The organism is Marinobacter sp. AL4B (genome assembly GCF_019916045.1).
Lineage (GTDB): Bacteria > Pseudomonadota > Gammaproteobacteria > Pseudomonadales > Oleiphilaceae > Marinobacter.
Window position 1 is genome coordinate 281,119 of the sequence record NZ_JAILWZ010000011.1, and the last position, 24,754, is coordinate 305,872.

Annotated in this window: 21 protein-coding genes; 5 read left to right on the forward strand and 16 right to left on the reverse strand. The window is 53.0% G+C overall.

Going from position 1 to position 24,754, the window contains the following annotated elements:
• Window positions 1-100 precede the first annotated feature (100 nt).
• A complete protein-coding gene (locus K5L82_RS05470; protein ID WP_223133466.1) occupies window positions 101-994 on the forward strand; it encodes a LysR family transcriptional regulator in 894 nt (297 codons plus the stop codon).
• Between the two features lie 9 nt (window positions 995-1,003).
• Here the strand turns inward: K5L82_RS05470 and K5L82_RS05475 are convergent, their stop codons facing one another.
• From K5L82_RS05475 to K5L82_RS05520, 10 genes are all read right to left on the reverse strand, one after another.
• Window positions 1,004-2,146: an MFS transporter gene (locus K5L82_RS05475; RefSeq protein WP_223133998.1), complete on the reverse strand. Its 1,143-nt coding sequence runs from the start codon at window positions 2,144-2,146 to the stop codon at window positions 1,004-1,006.
• Between the two features lie 18 nt (window positions 2,147-2,164).
• The gene (gene aroC / locus K5L82_RS05480; protein ID WP_133005650.1) at window positions 2,165-3,259 is read right to left on the reverse strand and encodes a chorismate synthase; all 1,095 of its coding nucleotides are present in this window, start codon (window positions 3,257-3,259) and stop codon (window positions 2,165-2,167) included.
• Between the two features lie 36 nt (window positions 3,260-3,295).
• Window positions 3,296-4,201: a 50S ribosomal protein L3 N(5)-glutamine methyltransferase gene (gene prmB / locus K5L82_RS05485; protein ID WP_223133467.1), complete on the reverse strand. Its 906-nt coding sequence runs from the start codon at window positions 4,199-4,201 to the stop codon at window positions 3,296-3,298.
• Window positions 4,202-4,278: 77 nt separating this feature from the next.
• Window positions 4,279-5,499, reverse strand: coding sequence for a patatin-like phospholipase family protein (locus tag K5L82_RS05490; protein WP_133005652.1), 1,221 nt, complete (start codon window positions 5,497-5,499; stop codon window positions 4,279-4,281).
• A gap of 2 nt (window positions 5,500-5,501) precedes the next feature.
• Window positions 5,502-6,416 (reverse strand): DUF4892 domain-containing protein, encoded by a 915-nt coding sequence (locus tag K5L82_RS05495; RefSeq protein WP_223133468.1) that lies wholly within the window; start codon window positions 6,414-6,416, stop codon window positions 5,502-5,504.
• Window positions 6,409-7,329, reverse strand: coding sequence for an alpha/beta fold hydrolase (locus tag K5L82_RS05500; RefSeq protein ID WP_223133469.1), 921 nt, complete (start codon window positions 7,327-7,329; stop codon window positions 6,409-6,411). The genes K5L82_RS05495 and K5L82_RS05500 overlap by 8 nt, the downstream gene beginning before the upstream one ends.
• 10 nt (window positions 7,330-7,339) lie before the next feature.
• Window positions 7,340-7,690 (reverse strand): PilZ domain-containing protein, encoded by a 351-nt coding sequence (locus K5L82_RS05505; RefSeq protein WP_114333655.1) that lies wholly within the window; start codon window positions 7,688-7,690, stop codon window positions 7,340-7,342.
• 106 nt (window positions 7,691-7,796) lie between these two features.
• Complete coding sequence (gene holB / locus K5L82_RS05510; protein WP_223133470.1) at window positions 7,797-8,828, reverse strand: DNA polymerase III subunit delta'; 1,032 nt, start codon at window positions 8,826-8,828, stop codon at window positions 7,797-7,799.
• Complete coding sequence (locus tag K5L82_RS05515) at window positions 8,825-10,912, reverse strand: DUF3488 and DUF4129 domain-containing transglutaminase family protein (protein WP_262492525.1); 2,088 nt, start codon at window positions 10,910-10,912, stop codon at window positions 8,825-8,827. The genes holB and K5L82_RS05515 overlap by 4 nt, the downstream gene beginning before the upstream one ends.
• On the reverse strand, window positions 10,909-11,934 hold the full coding sequence (locus K5L82_RS05520) for a DUF58 domain-containing protein (protein WP_133005656.1): 1,026 nt from the start codon (window positions 11,932-11,934) through the stop codon (window positions 10,909-10,911). The genes K5L82_RS05515 and K5L82_RS05520 overlap by 4 nt, the downstream gene beginning before the upstream one ends.
• Window positions 11,935-12,171: 237 nt before the next feature.
• Here K5L82_RS05520 and K5L82_RS05525 point away from each other — a divergent pair, with 237 nt between their 5' ends.
• Window positions 12,172-12,786 carry a hypothetical protein gene (locus K5L82_RS05525; protein WP_133005657.1) on the forward strand — a complete coding sequence of 205 codons (615 nt, stop codon included), beginning with the start codon at window positions 12,172-12,174 and terminating at the stop codon, window positions 12,784-12,786.
• Window positions 12,787-12,920: 134 nt separating this feature from the next.
• Here the strand turns inward: K5L82_RS05525 and K5L82_RS05530 are convergent, their stop codons facing one another.
• Window positions 12,921-13,718, reverse strand: coding sequence for a DUF6160 family protein (locus tag K5L82_RS05530; RefSeq protein ID WP_223133471.1), 798 nt, complete (start codon window positions 13,716-13,718; stop codon window positions 12,921-12,923).
• Between the two features lie 174 nt (window positions 13,719-13,892).
• Window positions 13,893-14,471: a hypothetical protein gene (locus tag K5L82_RS05535; protein WP_133005659.1), complete on the reverse strand. Its 579-nt coding sequence runs from the start codon at window positions 14,469-14,471 to the stop codon at window positions 13,893-13,895.
• Window positions 14,472-14,642: 171 nt separating this feature from the next.
• On the opposite strand from K5L82_RS05535, the gene pabB reads away from it, so the two are divergent.
• Window positions 14,643-16,034 (forward strand): aminodeoxychorismate synthase component I, encoded by a 1,392-nt coding sequence (gene pabB / locus K5L82_RS05540; RefSeq protein ID WP_165950595.1) that lies wholly within the window; start codon window positions 14,643-14,645, stop codon window positions 16,032-16,034.
• A gap of 42 nt (window positions 16,035-16,076) precedes the next feature.
• On the opposite strand, the gene thrH is transcribed toward pabB, so the two are convergent.
• Window positions 16,077-16,691 carry a bifunctional phosphoserine phosphatase/homoserine phosphotransferase ThrH gene (thrH, locus tag K5L82_RS05545; RefSeq protein WP_223133472.1) on the reverse strand — a complete coding sequence of 205 codons (615 nt, stop codon included), beginning with the start codon at window positions 16,689-16,691 and terminating at the stop codon, window positions 16,077-16,079.
• A gap of 209 nt (window positions 16,692-16,900) precedes the next feature.
• Here thrH and K5L82_RS05550 point away from each other — a divergent pair, with 209 nt between their 5' ends.
• Window positions 16,901-17,626, forward strand: coding sequence for a phosphoadenylyl-sulfate reductase (locus tag K5L82_RS05550; RefSeq protein WP_223133473.1), 726 nt, complete (start codon window positions 16,901-16,903; stop codon window positions 17,624-17,626).
• 59 nt (window positions 17,627-17,685) lie between these two features.
• Here the strand turns inward: K5L82_RS05550 and cysB are convergent, their stop codons facing one another.
• Window positions 17,686-18,663, reverse strand: a complete 978-nt coding sequence (cysB, locus tag K5L82_RS05555) for an HTH-type transcriptional regulator CysB (RefSeq protein ID WP_133005662.1) — start codon at window positions 18,661-18,663, stop codon at window positions 17,686-17,688.
• 215 nt (window positions 18,664-18,878) lie between these two features.
• Between cysB and K5L82_RS05560 the strand changes: the two genes are divergently transcribed.
• Window positions 18,879-21,623 carry a LuxR C-terminal-related transcriptional regulator gene (locus tag K5L82_RS05560; protein WP_223133474.1) on the forward strand — a complete coding sequence of 915 codons (2,745 nt, stop codon included), beginning with the start codon at window positions 18,879-18,881 and terminating at the stop codon, window positions 21,621-21,623.
• 248 nt (window positions 21,624-21,871) lie between these two features.
• Here K5L82_RS05560 and dinG read toward each other — a convergent pair whose 3' ends face one another.
• Complete coding sequence (dinG, locus tag K5L82_RS05565) at window positions 21,872-24,049, reverse strand: ATP-dependent DNA helicase DinG (RefSeq protein WP_223133475.1); 2,178 nt, start codon at window positions 24,047-24,049, stop codon at window positions 21,872-21,874.
• Window positions 24,049-24,753, reverse strand: a complete 705-nt coding sequence (locus K5L82_RS05570) for a general secretion pathway protein GspB (protein ID WP_223133476.1) — start codon at window positions 24,751-24,753, stop codon at window positions 24,049-24,051. Before K5L82_RS05570 ends, dinG begins: the two co-directional genes overlap by 1 nt.
• Window position 24,754: the final 1 nt, after the last annotated feature.

The window sequence follows — 24,754 nt, forward strand, 5'->3', positions numbered from 1 at the left end:
CACCCGCGCCTCAACTTTAAACAGGGCATCGCCCATCGAGAATGCACCTACTTAAGTCCTCCCACCCAAGCCTTAAATTACGCGGAGAAAATTGACAACGATGGACGCAAACTCCCTAAAAGCATTCCTGACAATCGTAGACCAAGGCTCTTTCTCCGAGGCTGCAGAAACACTGCACCTGACACAGCCGGCAGTCAGTAAACGCTTAGCCACCTTAGAACACCAACTCGGCACCAAGCTGATCGAACGAGGCCACCGGGAAATGCGCCTCACCGACACAGGCGCTAGACTGCTGCCCCATGCCAGACAAATACTCGACGACATCCACAATGCCAAAGCCGCCCTAACCTCCGATGACGGGAACATCACCGGCGAATTGAACATCATCGCCAGCCACCATATCGGTCTCCACCACCTGCCAAACTGGTTGCGCCGCTTCGCGCGCGAATACCCTGACGTATCCGTAAACCTACAATTTATGGAATCTGACGCCGCCTACAGCCAAATGGTCAAACGCAACGCAGAGCTTGCCTTCGTAACCCTTAGCGACAGCATGGAAAGCCAATTCAAAGTATACCAACAATGGCCCGACCCCATGGCATTCGTCACCGGACCCGACCACGAGCTGGCCGTAAGTAACACCGCGACCCTAAGAGATTTAGCGAAGTATCCGGCGCTACTGCCAGACACCACAACTGCGACCTACCGAGCCGTCAGCCGGCTGTTTTTGGAAGCCAACTTGCCCCTGAAACAACAAATCCCTACAAATTATCTGGAAACCATCAAAATGATGACAAGTGTCGGTCTGGGATGGAGTGTTCTGCCGGTGAGCATGGCAGACAAAACGCTGCACCAACTAAATACCGGAATCACTGTAAGCCGCGTGCTTGGCGCAGTCGGACTTTTGGGAAGGCACCTGAGCCAAGCCGCCAGAGCCATGCTTGAAGTTGTGCAACTGGAGGAATCCACGCGGAAGACAGACGCACAAAAATGAGCAGGCTGCCTATGCTTGATCTGGCGGCGGTTTCAGACCCCACCAGGTTACAATGACCGCAACAACCATAGCGGCTGCCCCACCCCAAAAGGCCGCAGCGGTACTATAGCCATCCACCAGAAAGCCAGACATCCACGCCCCCAATGCACCACCCCCACCAAACGTTAAACCGCTATACAGTGCCTGCCCTTGGCCATGGTGATGCTTACCGAAGAAACCCTGAACATACTGTACCGATACCGCGTGCAACACTCCGTAAGACGCTGCATGCAGCAATTGCGCAAAAATCAAAACCGGAATCACGGCAGTCAGCTCGGCGATAAGAACCCATCGAAGCATGGTCAGAACCAATGCCCCAAGCACGACCTGACGTACAGACAACCGTTTGGTTAAGCGATGCAGAAACAAGAACAGTACGATTTCTGCAACTACTCCCAGTGACCACAGCATCCCGATAGATAGCTTGCCGTATCCATGCTGCTCAAGATGAATACTGAAGAAGGTGTAATAGGCACCGTGAGAAACCTGCAACAGAAAGTTCATCGCAAAGAACGCAATCACTGCTGGGTGGGTGACAATCGCTTTCAAGCTGCCCTTCGGCGCACGTTCCTTAGGCTCGCCACGATCCGATGGCACTAAAAAAGCCGATACCACGATGCCAGCAAAAACGGGTATTAACAGCCAAGGCAGGTATTCGATCGGCAGCCACTCCAACAGCGCACCAACCAAGCCGACCGCACCAACAAAACCGACCGAACCCCAAAGACGGACTTTGCCATATTTATCTTTCCGCGCGCCCAACACCCGTAAGGTGATGACTTCGTATAGCGGAAGAATGGCATTCCAGAAGAAGGTGAAAACCAGCATGACCAGCAGCAGGCCGTAGAAACCGGGCTCCAAGAACACTCCGGCAAAGAACAAAGAGCCTGTGATGGCGCCAAAGCGAACCAGACGAACACGCTGCCCGGTACGGTCACCAAGCCAGCCCCACAGACTGGGCGCAACAATTTTGGTTAGCTGGATGGTCGCCATGAGTGTGGCGATTTGCAGGTAGGAAAAGCCCTGCCCCTCCAAATACAGGGACCAGTAAGGCAAAAGCCCTCCTAAGAGGGCGAAGAACCAGAAGTAGAGGTTGGACAGCCGCCAGTAGATGGTGTCGCCTCCTTACGATCAGAGCTGACCGATAACCGGAGTGGATACCTCGACATCGCCATTTTGAGCACGATGACGCAGATAATGATCCAACAGGACAATGGCCATCATGGCTTCGGCAATGGGCGTCGCCCGAATACCAACGCAAGGATCGTGACGACCGGTCGTAATCACTTCAACCGGGCTGCCATGAACATCAATACTCCGCCCTGGCAAGCGCAGACTGGAGGTCGGCTTCAGCGCAATACTGGCAACGATCGGCTGCCCTGATGAAATCCCCCCGAGCACACCGCCAGCCTCATTCGACAGGAAGCCTTCAGGCGTCATCTCATCCCGGTGCTCAGTGCCTTTCTGTTCAATGCTTCCAAAACCTGCACCAATTTCAACGCCTTTAACCGCGTTGATACTCATCAACGCATGAGCCAAATCTGCATCCAAGCGATCAAAAACCGGCTCACCCAGCCCCGGAGGGACACCTTCGGCCACAACATTAATCCGCGCGCCTATCGAATCCCCTTCTTTTCGAAGAGCATCCATATAGGCTTCCATTTCTGGCACCTTGTCTGCATCTGGGCAGAAAAACGGGTTTTGGTGAACCTGCTCCCAATCGAGTTTTTCAATTTTAATGGGGCCCAACTGAGACAAATACCCACGGATACGTATACCGAGGCGTTGCTCCAGGAACTTTCGGGCCACGGCGCCGGCTGCAACGCGCATAGCTGTTTCGCGAGCTGAAGAACGGCCACCACCTCGGTAATCCCGATTGCCGTACTTATGGTGATAGGTGTAATCAGCGTGGGCAGGACGGAACTGCTCCGAAATCTTGGAATAATCTTTGGAGCGCTGATCAGTGTTTTCGATAATCAAACCGATTGGCGTGCCGGTGGTTTTGCCTTCAAACACACCCGACAGAATTCGAACCTCATCCGCCTCGCGACGCTGAGTGGTATGGCGGGAAGTACCCGGTTTTCGGCGATCCAGATCAGCCTGCATGTCCGCTTCTGACAGCTCAAGCCCCGGCGGGCACCCGTCAATGATGCAACCTAGGGCGGCGCCGTGGCTTTCACCAAAGGTCGTGACCGTAAACAGCTTTCCAAAAGTATTTCCCGACATATTTCAGCACTTTATTTAAGTTTTATAAAATAAAAATTAAGACTTATTTGCTTGCCATTCGCGAAGATCCCGGGCGGTAATAAGAAATACGCCATCGCCACCGCTTTCAAACTCGAGCCACACCAACGGCAGGTCCGGATAAGCGTCGTCCATCGCTCCCCAGGAGTTCCCCACTTCAACAATCAACAAACCGTTTTCAGTCAGGTGCTCGGCGGCTCCTGCGATAATACGGTGTGCGATATCCAGCCCGTCATTCCCCGCCACCAACCCAAGCTCTGGTTCATGGCGATACTCTTCGGGCATGTCCGCCATATCTTCCGCATCGACATAAGGCGGGTTACTCAAAATGACATCGTAGCGGCCTTCAATGTTTGCGAACACATCCGAATGAACGGCCTGTACGCGCCCCTGCAGGCTGTGTAATTCAATGTTCGATTCCGCTACCACCAGCGCATCTTCGGATATATCAGACAGTGTGACTTCTGCTTCGTCAAATACGGTCGCTGCGCCAATACCGATGCAGCCACTGCCTGTACACAAATCCAGCACACGCAGAACGTCGGTATCACCCAGCCACGGCTGTAAACCGTTATCGAGCAGCTCACCCAAAGGTGATCGCGGAACCAAAACACGTTCATCGACATTGAACGGCATCCCCATAAACCAGCCCTCGCCCAGCAAATAGGCAATCGGCAAGCGCTCGTTAATACGACGATCAATACGATTCAGGATCACATCCCTTTCCGAACGGGTTAACCGTGCGTCCAGAAAGATATTATTGTTTTCCAGAGGCAGGTGAACACTGCGAAGCACCAATTGGACTGCCTCATCCCACACATTGTCAGTTCCATGACCGAAATAAAGCGGCGATGCAGCGAATCGAGAAGACGCATATCGCAATAAATCACGGATGGTGTGCAGATCATCTACGGGGCTAGTCACAAAAACGTTCCTGAACGGGGGGTATTTAGCGCCGCATTATACGCTGATTGGGCGCACAACTGCAGCATTTGCAGCGCTTAAAGTGCCAGAGGACCCGAGCTACTGCGGCTCTCTTCAAATCGATCCAGTGCGGCTGTCATTCGTTCACGCCCCAACCGAATCAATTCCGGAGCTTTATGGTAGTCGTAACTTCGGCTCGCGTTCTTAGGGATATTCACTAGCAGATCAGGCGGGTAACCCGCGATTTTGTACTGAACCAAGGCGCTTTGCATGGTTTCGATGGTCAGGTTCATGACATCAAACTTACCAATGCCAAGTTTGTCCCAATCGATCGTGGGGTGATCCTCTTTCTGCTTAGCCTTACTTTGAATGCGCTCTTCTTCTTTAGCTTTCAGCTCAATCTTTCGGTTCTCTTGAGCAGTTTTCTTCGCAATCTCCCGGCTGATTTTATCTTCCGGTGATTCGTCTCCGCTCGGGTGTCGAGTGGTAAGTGACTTTATCGCATCCCAGTCAAACCAACGGGAGGCTTTGTCTCGCATCGCCCCAACCCATTCTTCAATATCGCTTCCGTCATCACCCTCTGATGAAAACGCCGCATCCGGTATGCGCCGATGCTTGTCGTCTTCACCACTCAGGTTAACGGCCATCACAAGATCTGCATGGGCAGAAATGGTCGGAATAATGGGAAGCGGATTAAGCAATGCTCCATCCACCAATACCCGACCATTGAGCACCAAAGGTGTTACAACGCTCGGGATCGCTATAGAGGCGCGAATCGCCTGGTCCAATGGACCTTCCTGAAACCAGATTTCTTTATGGGCGAGCAGATCGGTTGCAACGGCCGTATAAGACATAGGTAAGTCTTCGATACGGGTGTCACCCAATATGTCTCGCACCACCGAAAAGACTTTCTCGCCCCGAATTGCTCCGATCGAAGTAAACGTCACATCAAGCAGTTTGAGCACATCAAACTGCCCCAGCCCGGTTACCCAGTCTTTATATTCCTGCAGCTTGCCAGCGGCGTACATTCCGCCTACCAGCGCACCCATTGAACAACCGGATATTGCAATGATCTTATAACCGCGTTCATGCAGCACCTCAATCGCGCCGATATGGGCATAACCTCGCGCACCACCACTGCCAAGCGTCAACGCAACCGTTTTTCCGTTCCCCGTCTGTCGGCTGCCAGCGGATGGAGGTGAAACATCCGAGCTTTCAACAATGGCGCTCACCGCGTCTTGTGCCGGCCGGTTACCATCAGAACCGCTATTCGATACCGGATTATCCTTTTCTGCCATAGCTAGGGCCTCTTGATAACGACGGCTTCTATTCGATTACCTGAACGGTCCGGAGCAATCGGCTGAACGGCAGGGCCTACCGGTAAAATTCTTATCTGGGTACGGGAAACCCCAATTTTACTCAGCAACTCCGCAAAGGAATCGCCGGCCTGCTTGGAACGCTCAATAGAGGCCTCGAAGCTTTCATCGTTGGCGAGCTCGGAAAAAGTCACCAAAACCACTTCCGCTTCCGCTTCTTCGCTCCAGGCCAACAACTGCCGCCTATCGCCGGCCGTGAACTCGAATCGGTATGTAACGCCCCCCTGCCAAGGCACAACGACCGGCCCTTGAACGCGACCATTCCCGGCTTCAAACCCTGGTATGACAGCGCCATCCGTAACATTCAGATGCTCGATCCAAACATATTCCCGTAAATTACCGCGAGTGACGGTATACACTGAGGTCAGCCACTGCCGCCCCTGCTCATCCAGGACAGCAACCACGAAGTAGTCTTGCTCGGCATCCCGACCGAGTAATTTGGGCTTCTCAAAAACCTGATTCGCCCAGACGTTGCTTCGGCCGCAGTTAATGCCAGAACATTCGAAAAGCAACTGAGCCCCGCGCGCCTGCAAACGTTTTAAATAGTGATTTCGCGCGTCTTGACGACTGGCATCACGGTTAACTTCGTACAACAACCCTTCCCCGCGCACGGGCAGACGTGCCAGTACTTTGGAGCGAATTTCATTACGCACTTCCCGGATCGGACTAAACAGCACCAAGTGGCCCGAAGAATCAATGGTCGTTGTTAGCTGAAGCCTGGACTGAGAGAAGGCTTCTGGGGCTTCCCGAAAGGAATCGGCAGCAGAGGCCCACGAAAGCCCGAGCAGAACAACAGCGATCAGGCTTCGCAAATAAAGAAATCGCACAGATTCACGCATCAAAAAGGAACCTTTTTATAGCAGAAACGACCGGCGCAGTATCACCATCAAGGTGACAATGATGCCCGCCTGGCACTTCGGCAATGGTTAAATCGGGAATTAATTCAATCCGCTTATCCAATTCTTTTCGGCCGGCTAGCAACCCTTCCTGCGCTCGAATGAACAAAACCGATACCGCCAGCTCTGACAACGATGCCTGCACCTGCTCCTCAGTCATCATAAGGGCGGTTGGATGCCTCAAACGCGCATCCGTCCTCCAAACAAATCCGTCTGAATGCTCTCGCATGTTGCGCGGCACCAACGTGCCTGCCGCTTCCGAGCTTAACGGGCTAAGACCACCTTCCCGAATCTTTGCGGCAGCTTCAATCGAGGAATAGACCGCCGGAGGCGCGGAACCGCTTCGTTTTTTCTGCAACGCTCGACGTAGTTGCGGAACGGTTTCTTTGGCCGGACGGCTTAATGCCCCGATACTGTCTATCATGACCAATCGCCTTACTCGCTCTGGAAAAGCGGCAGCGTAAAGCGCACACACGATGCCGCCTAATGAGTGGCCTATTAGATCCAGCGGTTGCTCACCACCCTTGGAAAAATGAACATCTACCAGCTCACAAAGGTCGGCAACATAGTCCGTCAACCAGTAACCGTATCCAGGCGGACGATGATGGGAATGGCCATGCCCGGCCATATCAATGCCATGAACATCCGCCAACTCCGCTATATCAGGAGCCAAACGGGCAAAGGTCATTGCATTGTCCAGCCAGCCATGCACCATAAGAACTGGAGGGTGAGTTTTTGAAGGGCTTTTAGTCGGCCAGGTAAGACCCGCCAATTCGATATTTTGCAAGGGCCAGTGCGCTTCTCGGCAACCGGCCGGATTCGCGAGCCTGCTGCCAGCTAACACGGCATCATTCATTTAGAAAATCCTACATCGTGTGCGTGGGGCGATCCGAGCTCAAAGAGCCAGCAAGGTATGACTCAATTTTGGTTCGCGCGGTTTCATCATCACCGTTAAATTGAACACCAATACCCGCAGCCCGATTACCCTGAGCGCCTTTTGGCGTAATCCACACCACTTTACCGGCCACTGGAATTTTCTCTGGCTCGTCCATCAGATTGAGCAACAGGAAGACTTCGTCCCCCAGCTGGTATTGTTTTTGGGTGGGTATGAACAACCCGCCTTGTCGGATGTACGGCATGTAGGCAGCGTAAAGTACCGCCTTATCTTTAATGGTCAGGGTCAGTATACCGCTGCGTGCTCCGAATCCGGGGCCCATATCAAACACCTTTGAATGCTAAAAGTTTCGTGACGTTATTTTATGCTATTTTTCGCCAAGAATTTCCCGATAATTCACAATCATAGCAGCTGAACTTAAACAAAGCTCAACTTGCCTTACGCCGCATCGGCATCAACGATCGCCAGGCGATCAGTAGTTGACTGGCTTCCAGTTCGGGACTGGCGTTATAAACCGCTGCACTCCGGCTTTCTTTTACTTTATCCAACAACTCATGGGCACGCCAAGCCGGATTGCTTCGGGCAAGGTAGCCAAACATGTCCGCGGTTTCGGGGTCAGACACTTCTCCACCGGCACAGCAGCGCGCCAGATCTGCTGCCCAGCTCTCAAACAGCCCAAGCGCATCATCAACACCCAATGTTTTGAATTTCTTGGCCGCTTCACCTACCCCAACCTGTCCCTTCATGAACTGGCGAAAGGCGCCGAAAGCGGCATCCCGAAGCGACAGAAACTCGCCAGTGGCGTATTCAAGTGCTAATCGAGGCGCATTGCCGGAAAGCAACAAACTTCGCGCAAGATCCCGATCCGATGGACGGCTTTCCTCGTCTAGGCTCGCCACCTTCGTAGCCATCCATTGGCTCGCCTGCTCGGCGGTGGGAAGCGGCAACACGAGCGCCTGACAGCGCGACCGAATCGTAGGCAATATCGGTCGGCCGCTCTCCTGCAATAACAGTAAGGTTACATCCGGCTGGGGCTCTTCCAAGGTTTTGAGCAACGCGTTAGCAGCATTAATATTAAGCTGGTCCGCCCGGTCAATGATGGCGACCTTATGCTGGGCCACTTGAGACGAAGACACCGCAAAAGAGGTCAAAGACCGGATCTGATCAACTTTGATCATCCTTGATTTTTCAGGGGCGTAGACTCGCAAATCGGGATGAGTTCCTGCTGCTACCAGCTCACACTGTTTGCAACGCCCGCACGCCAACGGCAAACCATTCGCCATCCCGCTCGGTGTTTCACATAGAAGGAGCGCTCCCACGGCTTGCGCCCAGGCTTGCTTACCGACACCTCGTTCACCACCAACCAACAACGCATGAGGCAGGCGCCTTTGAGTCAAACGCTGCTGGATGCTTTGCCAGTGGTTGGCGAGCCAAGGCATTTCCTGTGCTATGTCCGTCATTGATCCGGGCCTGTGGAACGTCGTTGACCATCATGTCGAAGTTGACGCTTGATGGCTTTTAATAATCGCTTGAGCCGATGCAGATCTTCATCGCGTTGCGATAGCGGCTCCTGCCTATAGTAATGGCTGTTTACCGCACGGGCAAAAGTCCTTGCAGATTCCGCCACGGCGGGGCGCACAAGGGCCAAACGTTCGGCTTGCACCATCGGGGTTTCGCCACTGCGCACCGGAACCCCGGCTTGTTGACAGATACGCCGCCAGTTATCCAAGGCTCTGCCAAACCCATCACGCCGCTCGCCAGACTTCAGACTGAGCCCCGAAACAACACCCGCAATCAATAGCGCCAAACCGACAATGCCAGCCGTGATATACCCCAGCTCCTTCAACCCCATTCCTCCCGGTAAACGGGACATAAGATCTAACTGGCTCTGGCCTTGATAACCTACGACCCAGCGTTGCCACTGGTAGTTAATCCGGTCTAGCTGAAGCCCGACCCACTGGAGTGCCGCGAAATCCTGATAGCGCTGCAGCGATGTGACATCATTTTCAAGAAACGAGCCTTCTTCCTCTACTGCATCTCTCAGCCCGGATTCTATTCGGCTCGGGGCAATGGCCGCTGTGGGATCCACTCTCACCCAGCCACGGCCCTCTAACCACACTTCTACCCAAGCGTGTGCGTCGTATTGGCGCACGATCAGATATTCTCCTCCCACACCCGGGTCACCGCCCTGATAACCAACAACGACCCTGGCCGGAATGCCCGCCGCTCGAAACAAGAAGGTCGAAGCCCCTGCGTAATGAGCACAAAAACCACGCTTATTATCAAACAGCAAAGCGTCTACCCCATCGTCCGGCATGGCGGGCGGGCGAAGAGTGTAGTAATACGCCTGTTCACGGAACCTGCCCATGAGTGTATCCACCAACTGTTCAGGCTTCAGGTCAGCGGCCATGGTTTCAGCAAGCGCACGGGTTCTCGGGTTGCCACTGGGCGGTAATTGCAGATAGCGGTTTCGCTGAACAGGGTTTAGCTCCGACATCGACGCGCTCGGTGCTTCAGCCAAGGCCATGCGGTAACGTATCGGGCTGTTGGCAGGTCTCTCAAACCGAAACAAATCCTCGCCGGCCCCAAAAACATTGTTTGAAGCCGCTACTGAGTTCTCAAGGGTAAAGGCCCAGCGCTGATCTGTTGGCTCCATCAATACATCGTATTCATTCTCTGCCAGTGGGCCAGCCCCGCCGTCGGTCGCGACCCGCCCCAGCCGCCGGAAGGGCTCCTCATCTCGCTGGCGCCAGGTTTCGCCGTCCAGATAATCAAGGATCAGCCCTCGCCAATAACGATCCCGGTAAGCCGGATTTTCATCGCCGAAGGTGACCCGAAAAGCCCGCTCACTGCTTTGAGCCAGATTGGAAATATCACCGGGGCGCATGGTATCCGAGATACCACTGCGCGCCTGCCCCGATACCAACGGCACGCTCCACAATGGCGCCATTCGCGGGAAAAACACGAAGAGCAACACCACAATTGGCAGGGTTTTAAGCAACAACAACCCTAACCGTTTCCAGCCTGCGCGGAAGTTACCCGGCAACGCCGGCGCATTCAAAATTTGAAGCCCTACCAATAGACACCCTATGGCGGCAAAGGTAATCAGCGCCCAAATAATGCTTTGTTGAAACAGAAAATTTACAGCCGCGAGATAAATCAGGATAAAAAACAAAACATAAAAATCCCGGGCTGTTCGGGTTTCCAGCCATTTCAAACCGACCGCCAGCACAAAAAAAGAGGCTGCGGTATCAACCGTAAACCGGCCTTGCACCGTAGCCACATACACAGCGACCAACACCAACATAACGCCGATTTTCAACCACCGACCAGGTAGTCGGAACCTTCCTTGCTGGGCTAACCAACGCCACACGGCCAACACAGCACAGGCAGCCACCAACCACAAAGGTAATCGATCCCACTGCGGAGCGAGTAGTAAGACAAAGGCCCCAATCAACCAAAGCAAGGCGCCTGTAGGAATGGCCTGCATCGTGCTATCGCCATCGACAGCGTGCCTCAGGCTGAAACGGCTCAACAAGCTCATTCCGATGCCCCCGTGTAACCCGTATTCAAGGATTTTCGTGTTCCATACGACAAAGAATCTTGATCCCTAGGCGGCATTTCGCCCCAAACGGCGAGTGCACGTAAGCAGCGCTCCCCATGAGCCGAGCCAGAATCCGGCTCAATGATTCCACCCGGAAGATTGAGACCGAACTGGGCCCCTTGCTGAACGCGGTCCGCCACAAGCCAAGCCAGATAACTTAAACGAAGCTCTGTATCTGCGCCCGGAAACGCATTAAAGTCCAGCCAATGGGGGCTCCCCTGTTCGCCTTGCCAATCTGCGACCACCATCTGGCCGGAACGGGCAAAGCGTTTCCACATAACACGCTGACTGAGATCTCCCTCCCGGAACGGCCGCAAATCCGCATTATCCTGCCCGATCACCGGCTTAGCGGCCGTTGTTTCAGCGCCGTCGTCAACCTGACTTCCCACTTCCGGCGCGATCAAAGGGCGCGGATACGCTAGAGCGGCCGAAGAAGGTCGCAGCCAGGACCAGGCTTTTAACAACCCAAAGGGAAAGCGGGTTTCTATGCGGATCCGATCCGGGCGCACATACCCCCGATGGGCAGATGGAACCGGCAAAACTACGTCTTTAGTTGCGCCTGCGAGGATATGAAGCTGCTCTAGCATCGAATCTTCCACGGACACCTGGATCGCCACGGCCTGATTCTTACCGGCAGTCAGCCTTAAATAAAAAGGAATATCACCACCGGCTGTGCCTTCGCCGGTCCGCGTCACCGACAGAGACAGGCCCGACAGATTTCGGTGGGTTTGGTGCATGGCACCAATAAACACAGTTCCCAGCACGAAGGTCATCAGGTAAATGAGACTGTTTTGATAGTTGATACCAGTAATCAGCATGATCAGCAGCAGGATGCCAAATACAACCCCTGCCCCGGTGGGCAAAATGAAGAGATTCTTCTGGTTTAACAGCTGGTTATCAGAACGGGGAATGCGCCGATTAACCCAACCCCGCCATTGATGTAATAAACCTTGCCTCAACATCCTCTCCAAGCCTTATATGCTTTTAACTCTCACCCGGTTTGGCGCTCATCAAACCACAGTTTGGCACCTTAGACACAACTATACTGATTAACTGTGGGTTCTGATCACACCTAAGGCACTTTCTGATTGAAAAAGTGTCTGACAACCCGAATACTCCGTTAAAGGGAGCATATCGGCTGAACATAGCATTCTCAGCGACGGCTCTGAACAGACACGGTAACGCACGAGGCACTAGTTATGACTCGCCCATCACTTCTTGCAGCAACCATTGCAACTACCTTGACCAGCCCCGCTTGGGCCGGCGTACAAGCCATGAGTTCTGATGAGATGGTTGATACCTACGTTAAAGACTCCGCCGTTATCGTAGTGCCCAGAAATCAGCAAAAATCCGAAACTGACCGTCAAAAAGTGATTCGTGCCCTGACCATTTCACCAGGTGAGCCGGTGATCACCGAAGCAGAAGAGGAAGCCTATCGGGAAGCGTTGCAGCGGTATATTGACGATGGCCGAAGAGATGCGTTGTCCGATGCCGAAAAGGAATTTGTGCGCAAAGCACTGCTCCTCCCCATCGACGAACTCGCAAGCGCGCAACCGCCGGCTGATTTTACACCAAGAACGCTGCCTTTGGTTTTCGGTCAGCAGCCCGAGATTCCGGACGAGCCGTTCACGCAGACGTTCATGAACGATCAGCTTGGGCTTGGGTTTGACGGGAAAAATTTGAATTTCAGCATTGGCAACCCACCGGGGTTAGATCAGATACAGGTACCACAGGGGATTAATGAGGGGCCGGTTACTTTAACACCTCGGCCAGGCGGCGGGTTTGATTTATCGATTGCAGTGCCAGACCGTTGATCACTTAGATGCAGCTCTACACGTAAAAACGGCAATCCGCGGGTTGCCGTTTTTACGTTCATGCATTTAATTCAGGCATAAAAAACGCCCCGCAGAGCGGAGCGTTTCTTCACCAGTTAAGCGATCAGATCAGATTAGTGACCGTATACTGCCAGCTTGGAGTTAGAGATGGTCAGGTTATCGAGGGCAACCGAACCAATAGAGGTACCGCCAATCTCGATCGCACCGATGTTCATGTCCATGGTGATGTCGTTGATATCGATACGTAGAACGTCAGTCGCGGTAGAAGCACCCAAGCCGTTACCTTTGTATACATCTACGTCGGCAATAGCGAAGTTGTCAGTAAGCGGGTTGCCGGCCTGCTCGAAGAAGGTTCCACCCATGATAGCCATATCCCGGATACCAACGCCCAAAAACTCGACGTCAAAATCCATATCTACCACGTTAAACGCTACGTCCAACTGCAACTGATCAGTAGCTGTGTCAACACGGATATCGAGCTGAGCCAGATTACCGTGACCAGACAGGTTGGAAACAAGAGTCGTGCTTTGGCTTCCGTCAGCGGCAACCAAAGACATAGAGTTAGCGGTCATACCCCAGTCGATCGGAGCGCCGGAGGTTGAGTGTACAGAGATGAACGCATCACCATCGGCTTCAACGTCAATATCAATATACAAGTCATCCAACAGGTTTGTGCCAGCGCCGCCCGCCAAACCAGAACCACCAATTTCAATGCCGTTTACAGTAAACGAACCTTCATCCGTATACACGAAGGATCCGATGCTTACTTGGGTTTCCAGCTCGATGGTCACACCAGCCTGACCGGTGATGTCGCCCATCATACTGTCATCCATAGCTTTCAGGTCAGCATTCGCTGCAAAAGGTGCGGCAGCGATAGCGGTTACCAGAGCAATTTTTTTCAGGCCTTTCATCTTATTCTCCTTATGAAACTCATCTTGTTTTTATCTGAGCTTTTTAATGGCGTGGAGTTGGATACCCCACGACTTCATTTAAGATTGTTTTACACTCTTAATCTGTGACCATACTCACAAACCGCTACCTTTCGATTACATTCAGAAACAAACAACGATGAGTTCACATTTTAGTCAGGAAGCATCTTCCTTCGCGTCATAAAACCACTGGAAAGGCTTTGTTTGGGTTACGGGTGCAGCCCAAGCAATATCCCCGCCCTCTACCTCGTACCCAATCACTTTATTTCCCGAGACCCCGAGCCGGTGTTCATGTTCTATCACGAGCACTTCGGTCTCATTTTCCTCACTTAGCCGCCCAGTGTAGAGAATTGCTGCAGCATTGATTTCTCCTTTTCTTGCCACAGATTTGAAAGCAGCCCTATACACGCTAATTTTCGCAGCCGCAGGCATCCCTTCGACCTGACTGTCGAGGTTAAGTCGCTTTACCGTCTCCCCATCTTTCATGAGCATCCAGGCCACGGGCTCGTTTGGCTCGGAATCCAGAAGCGCCCCTTGATATTCGTCCGTTGCCGTATCAGATAATCGAATGAGTTGTTGCTGGGCCGTTGCCAGAATGCCCGCCAACTCTACCTCTGAAATTTTGCCATCAGCCAAAGGCCCATGTTCAGGGAGACCTTGAGCTAATGACACCGAAGCCCCAAGCGTAAAAAGACTGAAGGTTGCGACAAGTGCGTGCTTTTTAATTCCGAACATAGTGATACATCCATTATTGTTATGCAGATTTTCGGTTCGGGGACGTAAAAACAGGTAAAATGCCACGCAGCCCGAACAGCAACGTCGCTTATTAAATCAGCGCGCAGCCTTAGCGGACAATGCAGATTATGTGCAGCATGTATCATTCTTCCAATTTTTAACGGAGGTAACTTGGCTCTTCCTCTTTGTCAGCCGCTATCCCGAAAACAGTACGAAATACTCTGTAGCCACGCCTCATGCCAAGATGATTTCGTATTTCTGGGCAGCCCGGCCAACGCTGGAGAGCGCGGTTCTGCCCAAGGGTTTTCAAGCAATGCTGCAGATCAGGTCGTGCTGAACGCCACAAACGGTGCAGGAATCGATACCGGGGTTGTGGCTGATCGCATGGATGCCATTCAAGGGCCTTACGCCACAATTCACTTGGAAGAGCCCGAACACACTAGCCCGTTCACGGGGGGATGGGTTGGCCACATCGCTTACGAGTTTGGCTACGCTCGGGAACCACGCCTGAATCAACTGCAACCCGAGGGACAATTCCCATTACTCTTTGCCGGTCTCTATCTATGGTTCGCCAGTGAAGACCTGGAATCCGGCAATTGTTACTTATGGGTTCACCCAAAGCTCTGCGACACCGAACAAGAAAGATTGGCTAATTGGCTAAAAGATGAAGACGGTTCGAATCGCCGAGGTTCCTGGGATATCAGGCGAACCTTCAAGGCCACTCAAAGCGCAAGTTCGTTCCGCAACAAAGTGCAGCAGGTACGAGATTATATTGAGGCTGGCGATTGTTATCAGGTGAACCTGTCGCAGTCATTTGAAGGTCAGTACCAAGGCGTACCTTGGACGGGTTTCAGCGCATTAAGCAAAGCGAATCCCACACCTTATGCCGCCTTTTTGAAGCACCGGAACCGTACGATCGTATCCGTATCGCCCGAACGGTTTTTGGATATCCGAGGGAACCGAGTGGCCACCAGTCCCATTAAAGGCACCCGCCCCCGAGGAACCACCCCCGAACAAGATGCAGCACTGGCTCAGGAACTACTCGCATCCGAAAAAGATCGTGCTGAAAATCTGATGATTGTCGACTTGCTAAGGAACGATCTGAGCGTGAACGCCCAACCCGGCTCAGTAAAAGTTGACGAGCTTTTTACGTTGGAAAGCTACGAAAACGTGCACCACTTGGTCAGCCACATCAGGGCGGAACTGAAAGACGGCGTATCACCGTTGCAGGCATTATTCGATGCCTTCCCCGGCGGATCAATTACCGGTGCGCCTAAAATTCGTGCGATGGAAATCATTCGTGAATTAGAACCTCACTGGCGTGGGCCCTATTGTGGCTCGGTATTTTATTACGGGTTAGACGGAAAACTCGACAGCAACATCGCTATTCGCACCTTACTCTGCGAGAACGAGCATACGGATGAAGACGGGCTTGAGCATGGCACCATTCGGTGCTGGGGAGGCGGTGGAATCGTTGCGGATTCGGAGCCAGAAGCGGAGTATCAGGAAACGTTGACGAAAGTTCAGCCCTTAATGAAGTTCCTTGAGGATTTGAAACTCTGACCTGCACCGCCTTCTGGCGGCACAGGTCAGTCACTTGAGCGATTAAGCGCTGTGCACGGCGCTGGCCTTCAGGAACTCTTGTTTGAGATCTTCAAAGGTCTGCACCGCTGGGAACTGCGGGAATTCCTCAATCACGTTCTGTGGTGCATGGAACAGAATACCGGCCTCGGCCTGCCCCAGCATGGTGGTGTCGTTGTAGGAATCACCGGCTGCAATCACGCGGTAGTTCAGCAATTGGAAAGCACGGACCGACTGGCGCTTAGGGTCACGCTGACGCAGCAAATAATTGGTGATCTGGCCATTCTCGGCTACTTCCAATTTATGACACAGCAACGCTGGGTAACCCAGTTTCTTCATCAACGGCATGGCGAATTCGTAGAAGGTGTCAGACAAGATCACCACCTGGAAACGCTCACGCAACCAATCCAGAAACTCACGGGCACCCGGCAGCGGGTCCAGCGTTCCGATCACTTCCTGAATGGCCGGCAAACCATAACCGTGCTCGTCTAGAATACGCAGACGCTGTTTCATCAGCACATCGTAATCAGGAATATCCCGGGTGGTTGCCTTGAGCTCCTCAATACCGGTTTTTTCTGCAAATGCGATCCAGATTTCCGGGATCAATACGCCCTCAAGGTCAAGACATGCGAGTTCCACGACGGTCTCCTGATTCATTGATTGTTGAGAGAGCACAACCTGCGCTCATCTTTCGTGCGGGTATCATATGAAAAAAGAGGCGCAAATGCATCGGGTATCGGGGTAGCTCTCCTACCGACAATGCATAAACATATAGATTGTCATTCCTTCAGGTTATGTGGTGTTTGTTGTAGCCTTGGAAAATTCTGTATTACCAATGCTGGAGCAACATGACTGATATCGACTCTCTCCGCACGGAACTTGACGGCCAAAGCCCCCGAGCGATTCTAAAAGCCGCCTTGGCACGTTACGACAACATCGCCATTTCTTTTAGCGGTGCTGAAGACGTGGTGCTCATCGAAATGGCCCACAAGCTAACGGATAATCTGAGAGTATTCACGTTAGATACTGGCCGCCTGCACCCCGAGACTTACGAGTTCATAGAGAAAGTCCGGCAGCATTATGGTATTGAGATCGAAGTGTTATTCCCGGAGGCCGAGGCCGTTCAGAATCTTGTCAGCAAAAAGGGCATGTTCAGTTTCTACGAGGATGGCCATTCCGAGTGTTGCGGTATTCGCAAAGTGGCACCGCTACGCAAGAAACTGGCCACGGTGGACGCCTGGATCACCGGCCAACGTCGTGACCAAAGCCCGGGGACCCGCAACGATGTCCCCGTGGTACAGATTGACGGGGCCTTTTCAACAGACGACAAGTCACTGGTAAAGTTCAACCCATTGGCAAACTGGAGCTCGAAAGAAGTATGGGACTACATCCGGATGTCGGAAGCCCCTTACAACGCACTTCACGAAAAAGGCTTCATCAGTATTGGTTGTCAACCCTGCACCCGCCCCGTATTGCCGGGCCAACACGAACGCGAAGGCCGTTGGTGGTGGGAAGAAGCCACCCATAAGGAATGCGGGCTCCACGCCGGCAACCTGATTGGTAAATCCGGATAATCCAAGCCCAGAAGAAAGCCCGCCGGTGCTCCCACAGGCGGGCTTTTTATTACTCGCGGCTAATACGTAGGCAATTCGATGTTTTCAAACAGTGCGGCAATTTCGGTACGGCTGCCCTGATGTGCCACCACACGATCGATCATTTCTTTGGTCAGGTGTGGCGCAAACCGGTTCATGAAATCGTACATATAACCGCGCAGGAAAGTCCCTTTACGAAAGCCAAGACGCGTGATGGACGGGCGGAACAATTTGCTAGCATCCAACGCAACCAGGTCGGTATCCACTTTCGGATCGTAGGCCATACTGGCGATGATCCCTACCCCCAAGCCAAGCCTTACATAAGTTTTAATCACGTCAGCATCGGCAGCCGTGAACACAACTTTTGGTGACAACCCCTTAGACTGGAATGCTTCGTCCAGCTTGGAACGCCCGGTAAAGCCAAAGACATAGGTCACCAACTGGTATGCCGCGAGTTCTTCCAGAGTCAGGTCTTGCCCTTGTGCCAACGGATGGTCTTTGGGCACCACCACACACCGGTTCCAGCGATAGCACGGCATCATCAGCAGGTCGTTAAATAACTCCATGCCTTCGGTGGCGATGGCAAAATCGACAGCGCCGTTCGCTGCCATTTCCGAAATCTGCATCGGGGTGCCCTGATGCATATGTAACGACACGTCGGGATACTCTTCAATAAAACCCTGAATGACCGGCGGCAGTGCGTAGCGGGCTTGCGTATGAGTGGTGGCAATACTCAGATCGCCCTTACGCTGGTTACTGAACTCTTGGGCAATTTTTTTAATACCTTCCGCGCGCCGCAGAATCTCGCCGGCTTCTCGGATGATAATTTCACCCCCCGGAGTAATGCGCGTTAAATGCTTTCCGCTTCGCGCAAAAACTTCCAACCCTAGCTCGTCTTCCAGCAAACGGATTTGCTTTGAAATCCCAGGCTGAGAGGTAAAGAGGCTCTGGGCGGTTGCCGACACATTCAAATCGTGGTGTGCAACTTCCCAGATATAACGCAGCTGTTGTAATTTCATTAAATCCGTCGCTCCCAGATAAGACCTTTTACCGAATAATACGCATAAAAAAAATAATTTTCATTCTTTTTGGGTATACATGAACGCCTATCACTAGTGTAGCTTAATTAACTGCTTTCACAGCTCCACCAGAGAGTTGCATCTGTTTTACTCTTGACTTGAGCGTGACAAAGCACACAATCGCTTATCGAAGCTATTTATGATTGCGTTGAACCATGCTGTTAAACACCAAGTTTCTAAGGCCAGCCCCCGATCGTCGAGCGGTTGTAAGAGAGCGTCTGAACACGCTTCTTGAACCCTCTGGCAACAAGAGGCTGAATCTAGTTGTTGCGCCAGCAGGCTTTGGTAAATCGACACTTGTCAGCCAGTGGTGCGCGCACACCACCTCCCCCATAGCCTGGCTTTCGTTAGATTCCCATGACGACAAACCCGGGCAGTTTTGGCAGTACCTGATTGGTGCTTTTGAACACGCCGGCTTGATGGGATTAGAAGACGCGAAAAAACAGCTTTCTCAAGCGTCCGGCGAAGACCCGACGGCTGCGATAACTTGCCTAATTAACACATTAGCGACCGAAGACACGCCTTGGTCGTTAATTCTGGATGACTACCACGTCATTTCTAATGCTGACGTTCATCGCCAACTCGCATGGTTTATTGATTACCTGCCGCACCGCATGCTGGTCACCCTAGCTTCTCGTACCGAACCACCTTTACCCTTGGCCCGCTGGCGTGTCCGCAGACAAGTTCAAGACATTTACCCGAGCTTGCTCGCGTTCTCTGAAGACGAGTGTCTCTCGTTTTTCCGCGACAGTATGGCGATGGATCTGACCGAACCGGAAATCCGTGCGATTTGCCGGCGCACGGAAGGCTGGGTGGCTGCGATGCAGTTATCCGCTTTATCCGGAAAAACCAGACAAGAACCGCGAAGTCAAAGCACTCTTAGCACGCCTGTCGCGGCTGAAGGCAAGCTGATCAGCGATTACGTGTTAACGGAAGTGCTCGAGCAACTGCCCGATGAGGTTACAAGTTTTTTGTTGGATACGGCCTGCTGCCCCCGGCTGTGCGCGCCTCTCTGCAATGAGATTCTGGAGCGAACAGACAGTGACGAGATGCTTGAATCTTTAGTCACTCAGAACCTTTTTATTATTCCTCTGGACAATCGTAACGAGTGGTTCCGATACCACGATTTGTTCCGCGAAGCATTACTGCAGCGCGCGCGCATCCTCGATAGTGAAAAGGCGAACACGCTGCAACGGCGCACCGTAAACTGGCTACTCAATCACGGTCACGTACAGGAGGCCATTGCCCAGATCGTCAGCAGTGAAGATACTAAACGATTAGCCCAGGTGCTGGCAGAGCACGGTAACAACCTGATTCACAGCGGCTTTCATTTACCGGTACTGGATTGGCTCAGATACTTGCCTGACGAACAGGTGCAAGAAAGCCCTCAACTAATGATGCTGAAAGTCTGGGGGTTGTACTTCGCGAATCGTGTTGATGGGTTGGAGCCAGTCCTGATCCAGGTAGAAGACTTACTGGATCGGCAGGTCGCCGATTCCCACCCGGATGCTGAAGGCGCGCTGGCAATCCACGCTGAGCTGTCCTTGGTACGCTCGTATCTGGCCCGCAGCCGAAACGACGAACGAAACGCATCGGACCTCACTCGTCAGGCATTGGAAGATATCGACCACAACCAGATTCCCCTGAAATCCGTTACCTATTACGGATTAGGGCTGGATTACTTTGGTAAAGGCGAGCTTAACGACGCACAGGAAGCTTTAGAGGCAGCAGTCCGTTTTGGACAGGTGGAGCGAAAACCCAGCACGGTGCTATCCTCCGGCGGCCTGTTGTCCTGGATTCAGTACCATCGCGGCGATACCGATCTTGCGCTTGACACCACTACCCGCATCCGCCGCTGGGTGGATGAGCATTACTCAGACCCGAGCCAACCGCAACTCATTTCATGCTGGCAAAATTCGGCGCTGACAGAAATATTCCGGGAACGAAACGAGCTCGAATTAGCGGCCAGTTATCTATCGCCGCTGCTTGAACATGTCGAGAACGGGACCGAGCCGGGCCAACACGTGGTTATCCAATACGTGCGCGGTCATTTGGCCTTTAGTGGAGGAAATCTGGAAGTAGCGATTGAGGCTCTGGAAGACGCCTTGTTTGTAGGCAAAAAACGCCGTGAGCATATTGTTTTCGAGCCACCGGCCGTCTCTTCCTTGCTAGCCCGCTGCTATCTGGCCGCGGGAGATCAAGCAAAAGCCATGCGCTGTATTGAACCAGCCATCCGACAACCGGCCAATAACCCGCTGAACCGGGAACAGAACCAGATTGCGCTGGCACGAACCCTCATATCCGGAGGGCAATACCGTGAAGCACAAGACACGCTTTCGGTGCTAATCCCTATTGCCGAGCGCAATGCCCACAACCGGCACTTGGTTGAAATCCTTCTGGTATATGCCGAGGCCCTGCAGCATGAAGGCCGGACAGACGAGGCCTCTGCCATGTTGGCACGTGCTCTAGATAAGGCAGAAGATGCGGGCTTTTTGCGGTTGTTCGCTGAGGAATCCAGCACACTGAAACGAGCATTAATGGATTTGCCTCGGCTAAAAACACCGGGCCGCTGGAATCGAGAGCTGCTGGCCATGCTGGAGCATCAGCAAATCGGCTCCATTGAACACCCTCAGGCCAGCCCCCAAGCTCAGCGTCAGCCACAGGCACAAACGGCAACTGCAAACTCATCCCTTGTAGAGCCACTTAGCCTGCGTGAGCAAGAAGTTCTTCAGCTGATCAATCTAGGCTTGGCGAATAAGGACATTGCCGTGAAGATGGCTGTGGCACCCGCTACTGTGAAAGCACACATTCGCAACCTGTACAGCAAGCTAGGTGTGGGCCGCAGAACAGAAGCTCTAGCCAAAGCACGAGAGCTCGGTTTATTGGACGAGTCACTCTAAAGTGTGACTTGCGTCACACTTTTCAGGAATTAAGGCGACCTACTACGCCTTTAGGACGATCCCTATACGCCCCTCTCGGCCTTATGATGTATCCATCGTGAGATTAACGCCTCACACGAGATCTGAAACTCAGGCCTTCAGTCTCCTTGTATTGCGTTGTTTGGACGCTGGGGTTCTTTTAGAACCCTTTCTACAAGAGCCACCCCTTTCGGGCTGGCTCTTTTTTTTGGAGAACCATAAATGCGGGGTTAATGCTCAATTAATCGGCGGAACGGAGGCAGTGCATCCAACAGCAACTGTCCATAACGCCGGGCAACAATACGCCTATCAAGAATTGTCACTCGGCCGGTGTCTTCCTCAGTTCTCAGAAGCCGCCCAACGGCTTGCACCAGCTTCACAGACGCATCCGGCACCGTAATTTCCATAAAGGGATTGCCACCCCGGTGAGTCACCCACTCAGCTAAGCTGGCTTCAATGGGATCATCCGGAACCGAGAACGGTAATCGGGTAATCACCACGTGATGCAGATACTTTCCGGGCAAATCGATCCCTTCAGCAAAACTTGCCACCCCAAACAGCACACTGGCTTTACCTTCATCAACTCGACTGCAATGGGTTCGAAGCACTTCGTTCTTGGCCATATCGTCCTGAGTCAGAATCAGCCCCGGATATTCCGGTGCCAGCGCATCTCTAACCTGCTGCATTTGCCGACGAGAGGTAAACAGTACCAGCGTGGCCTTCTCACCTGCCCATAAGTCCGGTAGACGTTTGATCAACGCATCACCAAACCCGTCATCGGTCGGCATGACCTCAATGGCAGGCACTTCGACCGTAGCCATCTCGTTATATTTAAAAGAACTCGGCACCACCATGTATCGACTGGCTTCCGGCAATCCTGCCCGTGAGCGCAGGCGATCGAACCGCCCCAGCGCGGTTAAGGTCGCACTGGTCAACACCGCACCGTAAACTCGGGACCACAAGCGCGAATACAAAAGGTTGTCCGCCAGCACCGGTGAACTGAATAGCGTAATGTCTTCGGCGTGCTCCCATCGTTGACGAACCGACCAGCGTGCAGCAGGTGGTCCTCGACGGGGAACCGGTTGGGCGCTTTCATCCTGATCCGGCTTTGCCGCAACAGTCCCTTCTGACCAAGCTTCCCATAATCGCAGCTGCTCCTCGGCACGGCTATGGAATGCGCCAATCACCGGATACCAAGAATCCGCCGTATCACGGTCGAGTTCGGGATCTTTACGTTCGTCGAACGCGCTTTGCAGCTCTTCAACCAAAGCTCCGAGGTTTCGGCACAAGCCGGCTGTGACAATTCGTGTTTCGCCGGCCAATTCAGCCAAGCTATCGGGCAACTCACCCTCCGGGTACCGCCATTGAGCACTTCGCCGCTCTTCGTTGAAATCCCAGCCGGTATTATGCTCGACCTCTTCGTACACTTTCGCCAAAGCAATATCGAGATCCCGCCCTGCCAAACTGATTTTTTCAACAGCCTTGGTTGCCTGCGAGCCCCCCGGCAGCCAAGGCTGCATTTTCACCAAAGCCTGTGACAATTGCTTCAACCATTGACGTGTCGAATTCAAAGGCACGGAAGCCGCAAAATGGTTCAGTGCCTTATCCGGCAGGTGGTGCGCCTCGTCAAAAATAAACAACGCGTTTTCCGGCTCGGGAAGAATAGCCCCGCCCCCTAATGCTAGGTCTGCCAGCACCAGGTCGTGGTTAGCCACCACAATATCGGCGTCGTCCAGATCTTTACGAGCTTCGAAAAAAGCGCAACTATCGAAGTAGGCGCAATGTCTATTGGTGCACTGGCGGTGGTCGGTGGTGACTTGTCGCCAGATATCGTCAGGAATTTGCTCCGGCCAATGGTCTCGGTCGCCATCCCATTCCCGTGAACCGTAGGTGCCAAGCATCTTCTCAAAGGTCGCTCGGCTACTGGCCTCGTCACCAACCGGGTTATCCAACAAAAAGAGTGGCATGGTGTCGCTGTCGCCGCGCCCTTCATCGTGCAAACGGGCTTCGAGGCGTGACATGCACAAGTACCGACCTCTACCTTTAGCAAGGGTCCAGTTGAATTTCAGTTTGCTGTGTTTGCGTAAGTCCGGCAGGTCTTTCAGAACAATCTGATCCTGCAGAGCCACAGTCGCCGTGGAAATCACCAGAGTCTTTCCCAAGGCCTTGGCGACTGGAATCGCAGAAATCAGATAGGCCAGCGTTTTACCCGTACCAGTACCGGCTTCAACCACACACGCTGATGCAGGCGATGTTCGCTGGCCATCGTTCTCGGTGATCTCGCCCATGTAACGGGCAATTTCGGCGATCATCAGGCGCTGGCCATAGCGGGCTCGGACGCCCTTACCCGCTAATACATCTCGATACGCCTGTTGAATGTCCTGTTTTACGTCGTCGGTTAGCGCCATTATCGCGGGCTCACCCAATCACGCACGATTCCCACCCGAAACCGCAGACCATTTTTACTCAGCACCACGCCGTCTTCGGTGATGTTTTCAACCAGCAGCGAGCCCAGGCTTTGGCCCGTTCGCAAATATCGGTTGTTGATCATCACTCGGCTAGCTGAAGGGTCTGAGGAATAGATATGGCTATTGAAGGTCAAATCAGGAACACTCTTTTGGAACGAAAGTGGTAATTCTACCAGATGCGGCACCCGCCCTTGGGGCCGTGATTGTACGGGGACCGGCGCCCTTCGCGGCTGCGGCTGACTGGGCACGATAATAGTGGGTTGTTCGAACTGAGGCTCAGTCACACCGGATTCCGCTACCGCTTGCGACGCTTCAACAGGCGCAACTGGAACCTGATAGTCGGACGCTGGCTTAGGCGAAACCGCGGGCTTCACCGTCTGTTCTGGCTCGACCGAAGAGGCTTCGGTAACTTTTTCTTCCGCGGGCGCGGGAGTTGTCGCTTGCTCCGGAAGTTGTCTTGAAGGCCAAAATGCATACGCTAAAACACCAGCATTGATAGTTAACGCCAAGACCACCCAAACTACCGCCGATACCGGCTTTTTCTTGGGGCGATAAATCATCTGAACCTGTTGGCCGAGATCTGGCGCCTTACCCTGACGGCGTTCTGCTTCGGATTTCTTTAGGGCTTCGAGTATGTATGACATA

What these genes read in the sequence shown, in the direction of transcription:
- K5L82_RS05550 (WP_223133473.1), top strand. Translation starts at nt 16,901, where the DNA reads ATGACTGATATCGACTCTCTCCGCACGGAACTTGACGGCCAAAGCCCC.
- cysB (WP_133005662.1), bottom strand. Translation starts at nt 18,663, where the DNA reads ATGAAATTACAACAGCTGCGTTATATCTGGGAAGTTGCACACCACGAT.
- holB (WP_223133470.1), bottom strand. Translation starts at nt 8,828, where the DNA reads ATGACGGACATAGCACAGGAAATGCCTTGGCTCGCCAACCACTGGCAA.
- dinG (WP_223133475.1), bottom strand. Translation starts at nt 24,049, where the DNA reads ATGGCGCTAACCGACGACGTAAAACAGGACATTCAACAGGCGTATCGA.
- K5L82_RS05490 (WP_133005652.1), bottom strand. Translation starts at nt 5,499, where the DNA reads ATGGCAGAAAAGGATAATCCGGTATCGAATAGCGGTTCTGATGGTAAC.
- K5L82_RS05535 (WP_133005659.1), bottom strand. Translation starts at nt 14,471, where the DNA reads ATGTTCGGAATTAAAAAGCACGCACTTGTCGCAACCTTCAGTCTTTTT.
- K5L82_RS05560 (WP_223133474.1), top strand. Translation starts at nt 18,879, where the DNA reads ATGCTGTTAAACACCAAGTTTCTAAGGCCAGCCCCCGATCGTCGAGCG.
- K5L82_RS05520 (WP_133005656.1), bottom strand. Translation starts at nt 11,934, where the DNA reads ATGTTGAGGCAAGGTTTATTACATCAATGGCGGGGTTGGGTTAATCGG.
- K5L82_RS05505 (WP_114333655.1), bottom strand. Translation starts at nt 7,690, where the DNA reads ATGGGCCCCGGATTCGGAGCACGCAGCGGTATACTGACCCTGACCATT.
- K5L82_RS05525 (WP_133005657.1), top strand. Translation starts at nt 12,172, where the DNA reads ATGACTCGCCCATCACTTCTTGCAGCAACCATTGCAACTACCTTGACC.
- aroC (WP_133005650.1), bottom strand. Translation starts at nt 3,259, where the DNA reads ATGTCGGGAAATACTTTTGGAAAGCTGTTTACGGTCACGACCTTTGGT.
- K5L82_RS05515 (WP_262492525.1), bottom strand. Translation starts at nt 10,912, where the DNA reads ATGAGCTTGTTGAGCCGTTTCAGCCTGAGGCACGCTGTCGATGGCGAT.
- K5L82_RS05470 (WP_223133466.1), top strand. Translation starts at nt 101, where the DNA reads ATGGACGCAAACTCCCTAAAAGCATTCCTGACAATCGTAGACCAAGGC.
- K5L82_RS05500 (WP_223133469.1), bottom strand. Translation starts at nt 7,329, where the DNA reads ATGAATGATGCCGTGTTAGCTGGCAGCAGGCTCGCGAATCCGGCCGGT.
- K5L82_RS05495 (WP_223133468.1), bottom strand. Translation starts at nt 6,416, where the DNA reads ATGCGTGAATCTGTGCGATTTCTTTATTTGCGAAGCCTGATCGCTGTT.
- K5L82_RS05570 (WP_223133476.1), bottom strand. Translation starts at nt 24,753, where the DNA reads ATGTCATACATACTCGAAGCCCTAAAGAAATCCGAAGCAGAACGCCGT.
- K5L82_RS05530 (WP_223133471.1), bottom strand. Translation starts at nt 13,718, where the DNA reads ATGAAAGGCCTGAAAAAAATTGCTCTGGTAACCGCTATCGCTGCCGCA.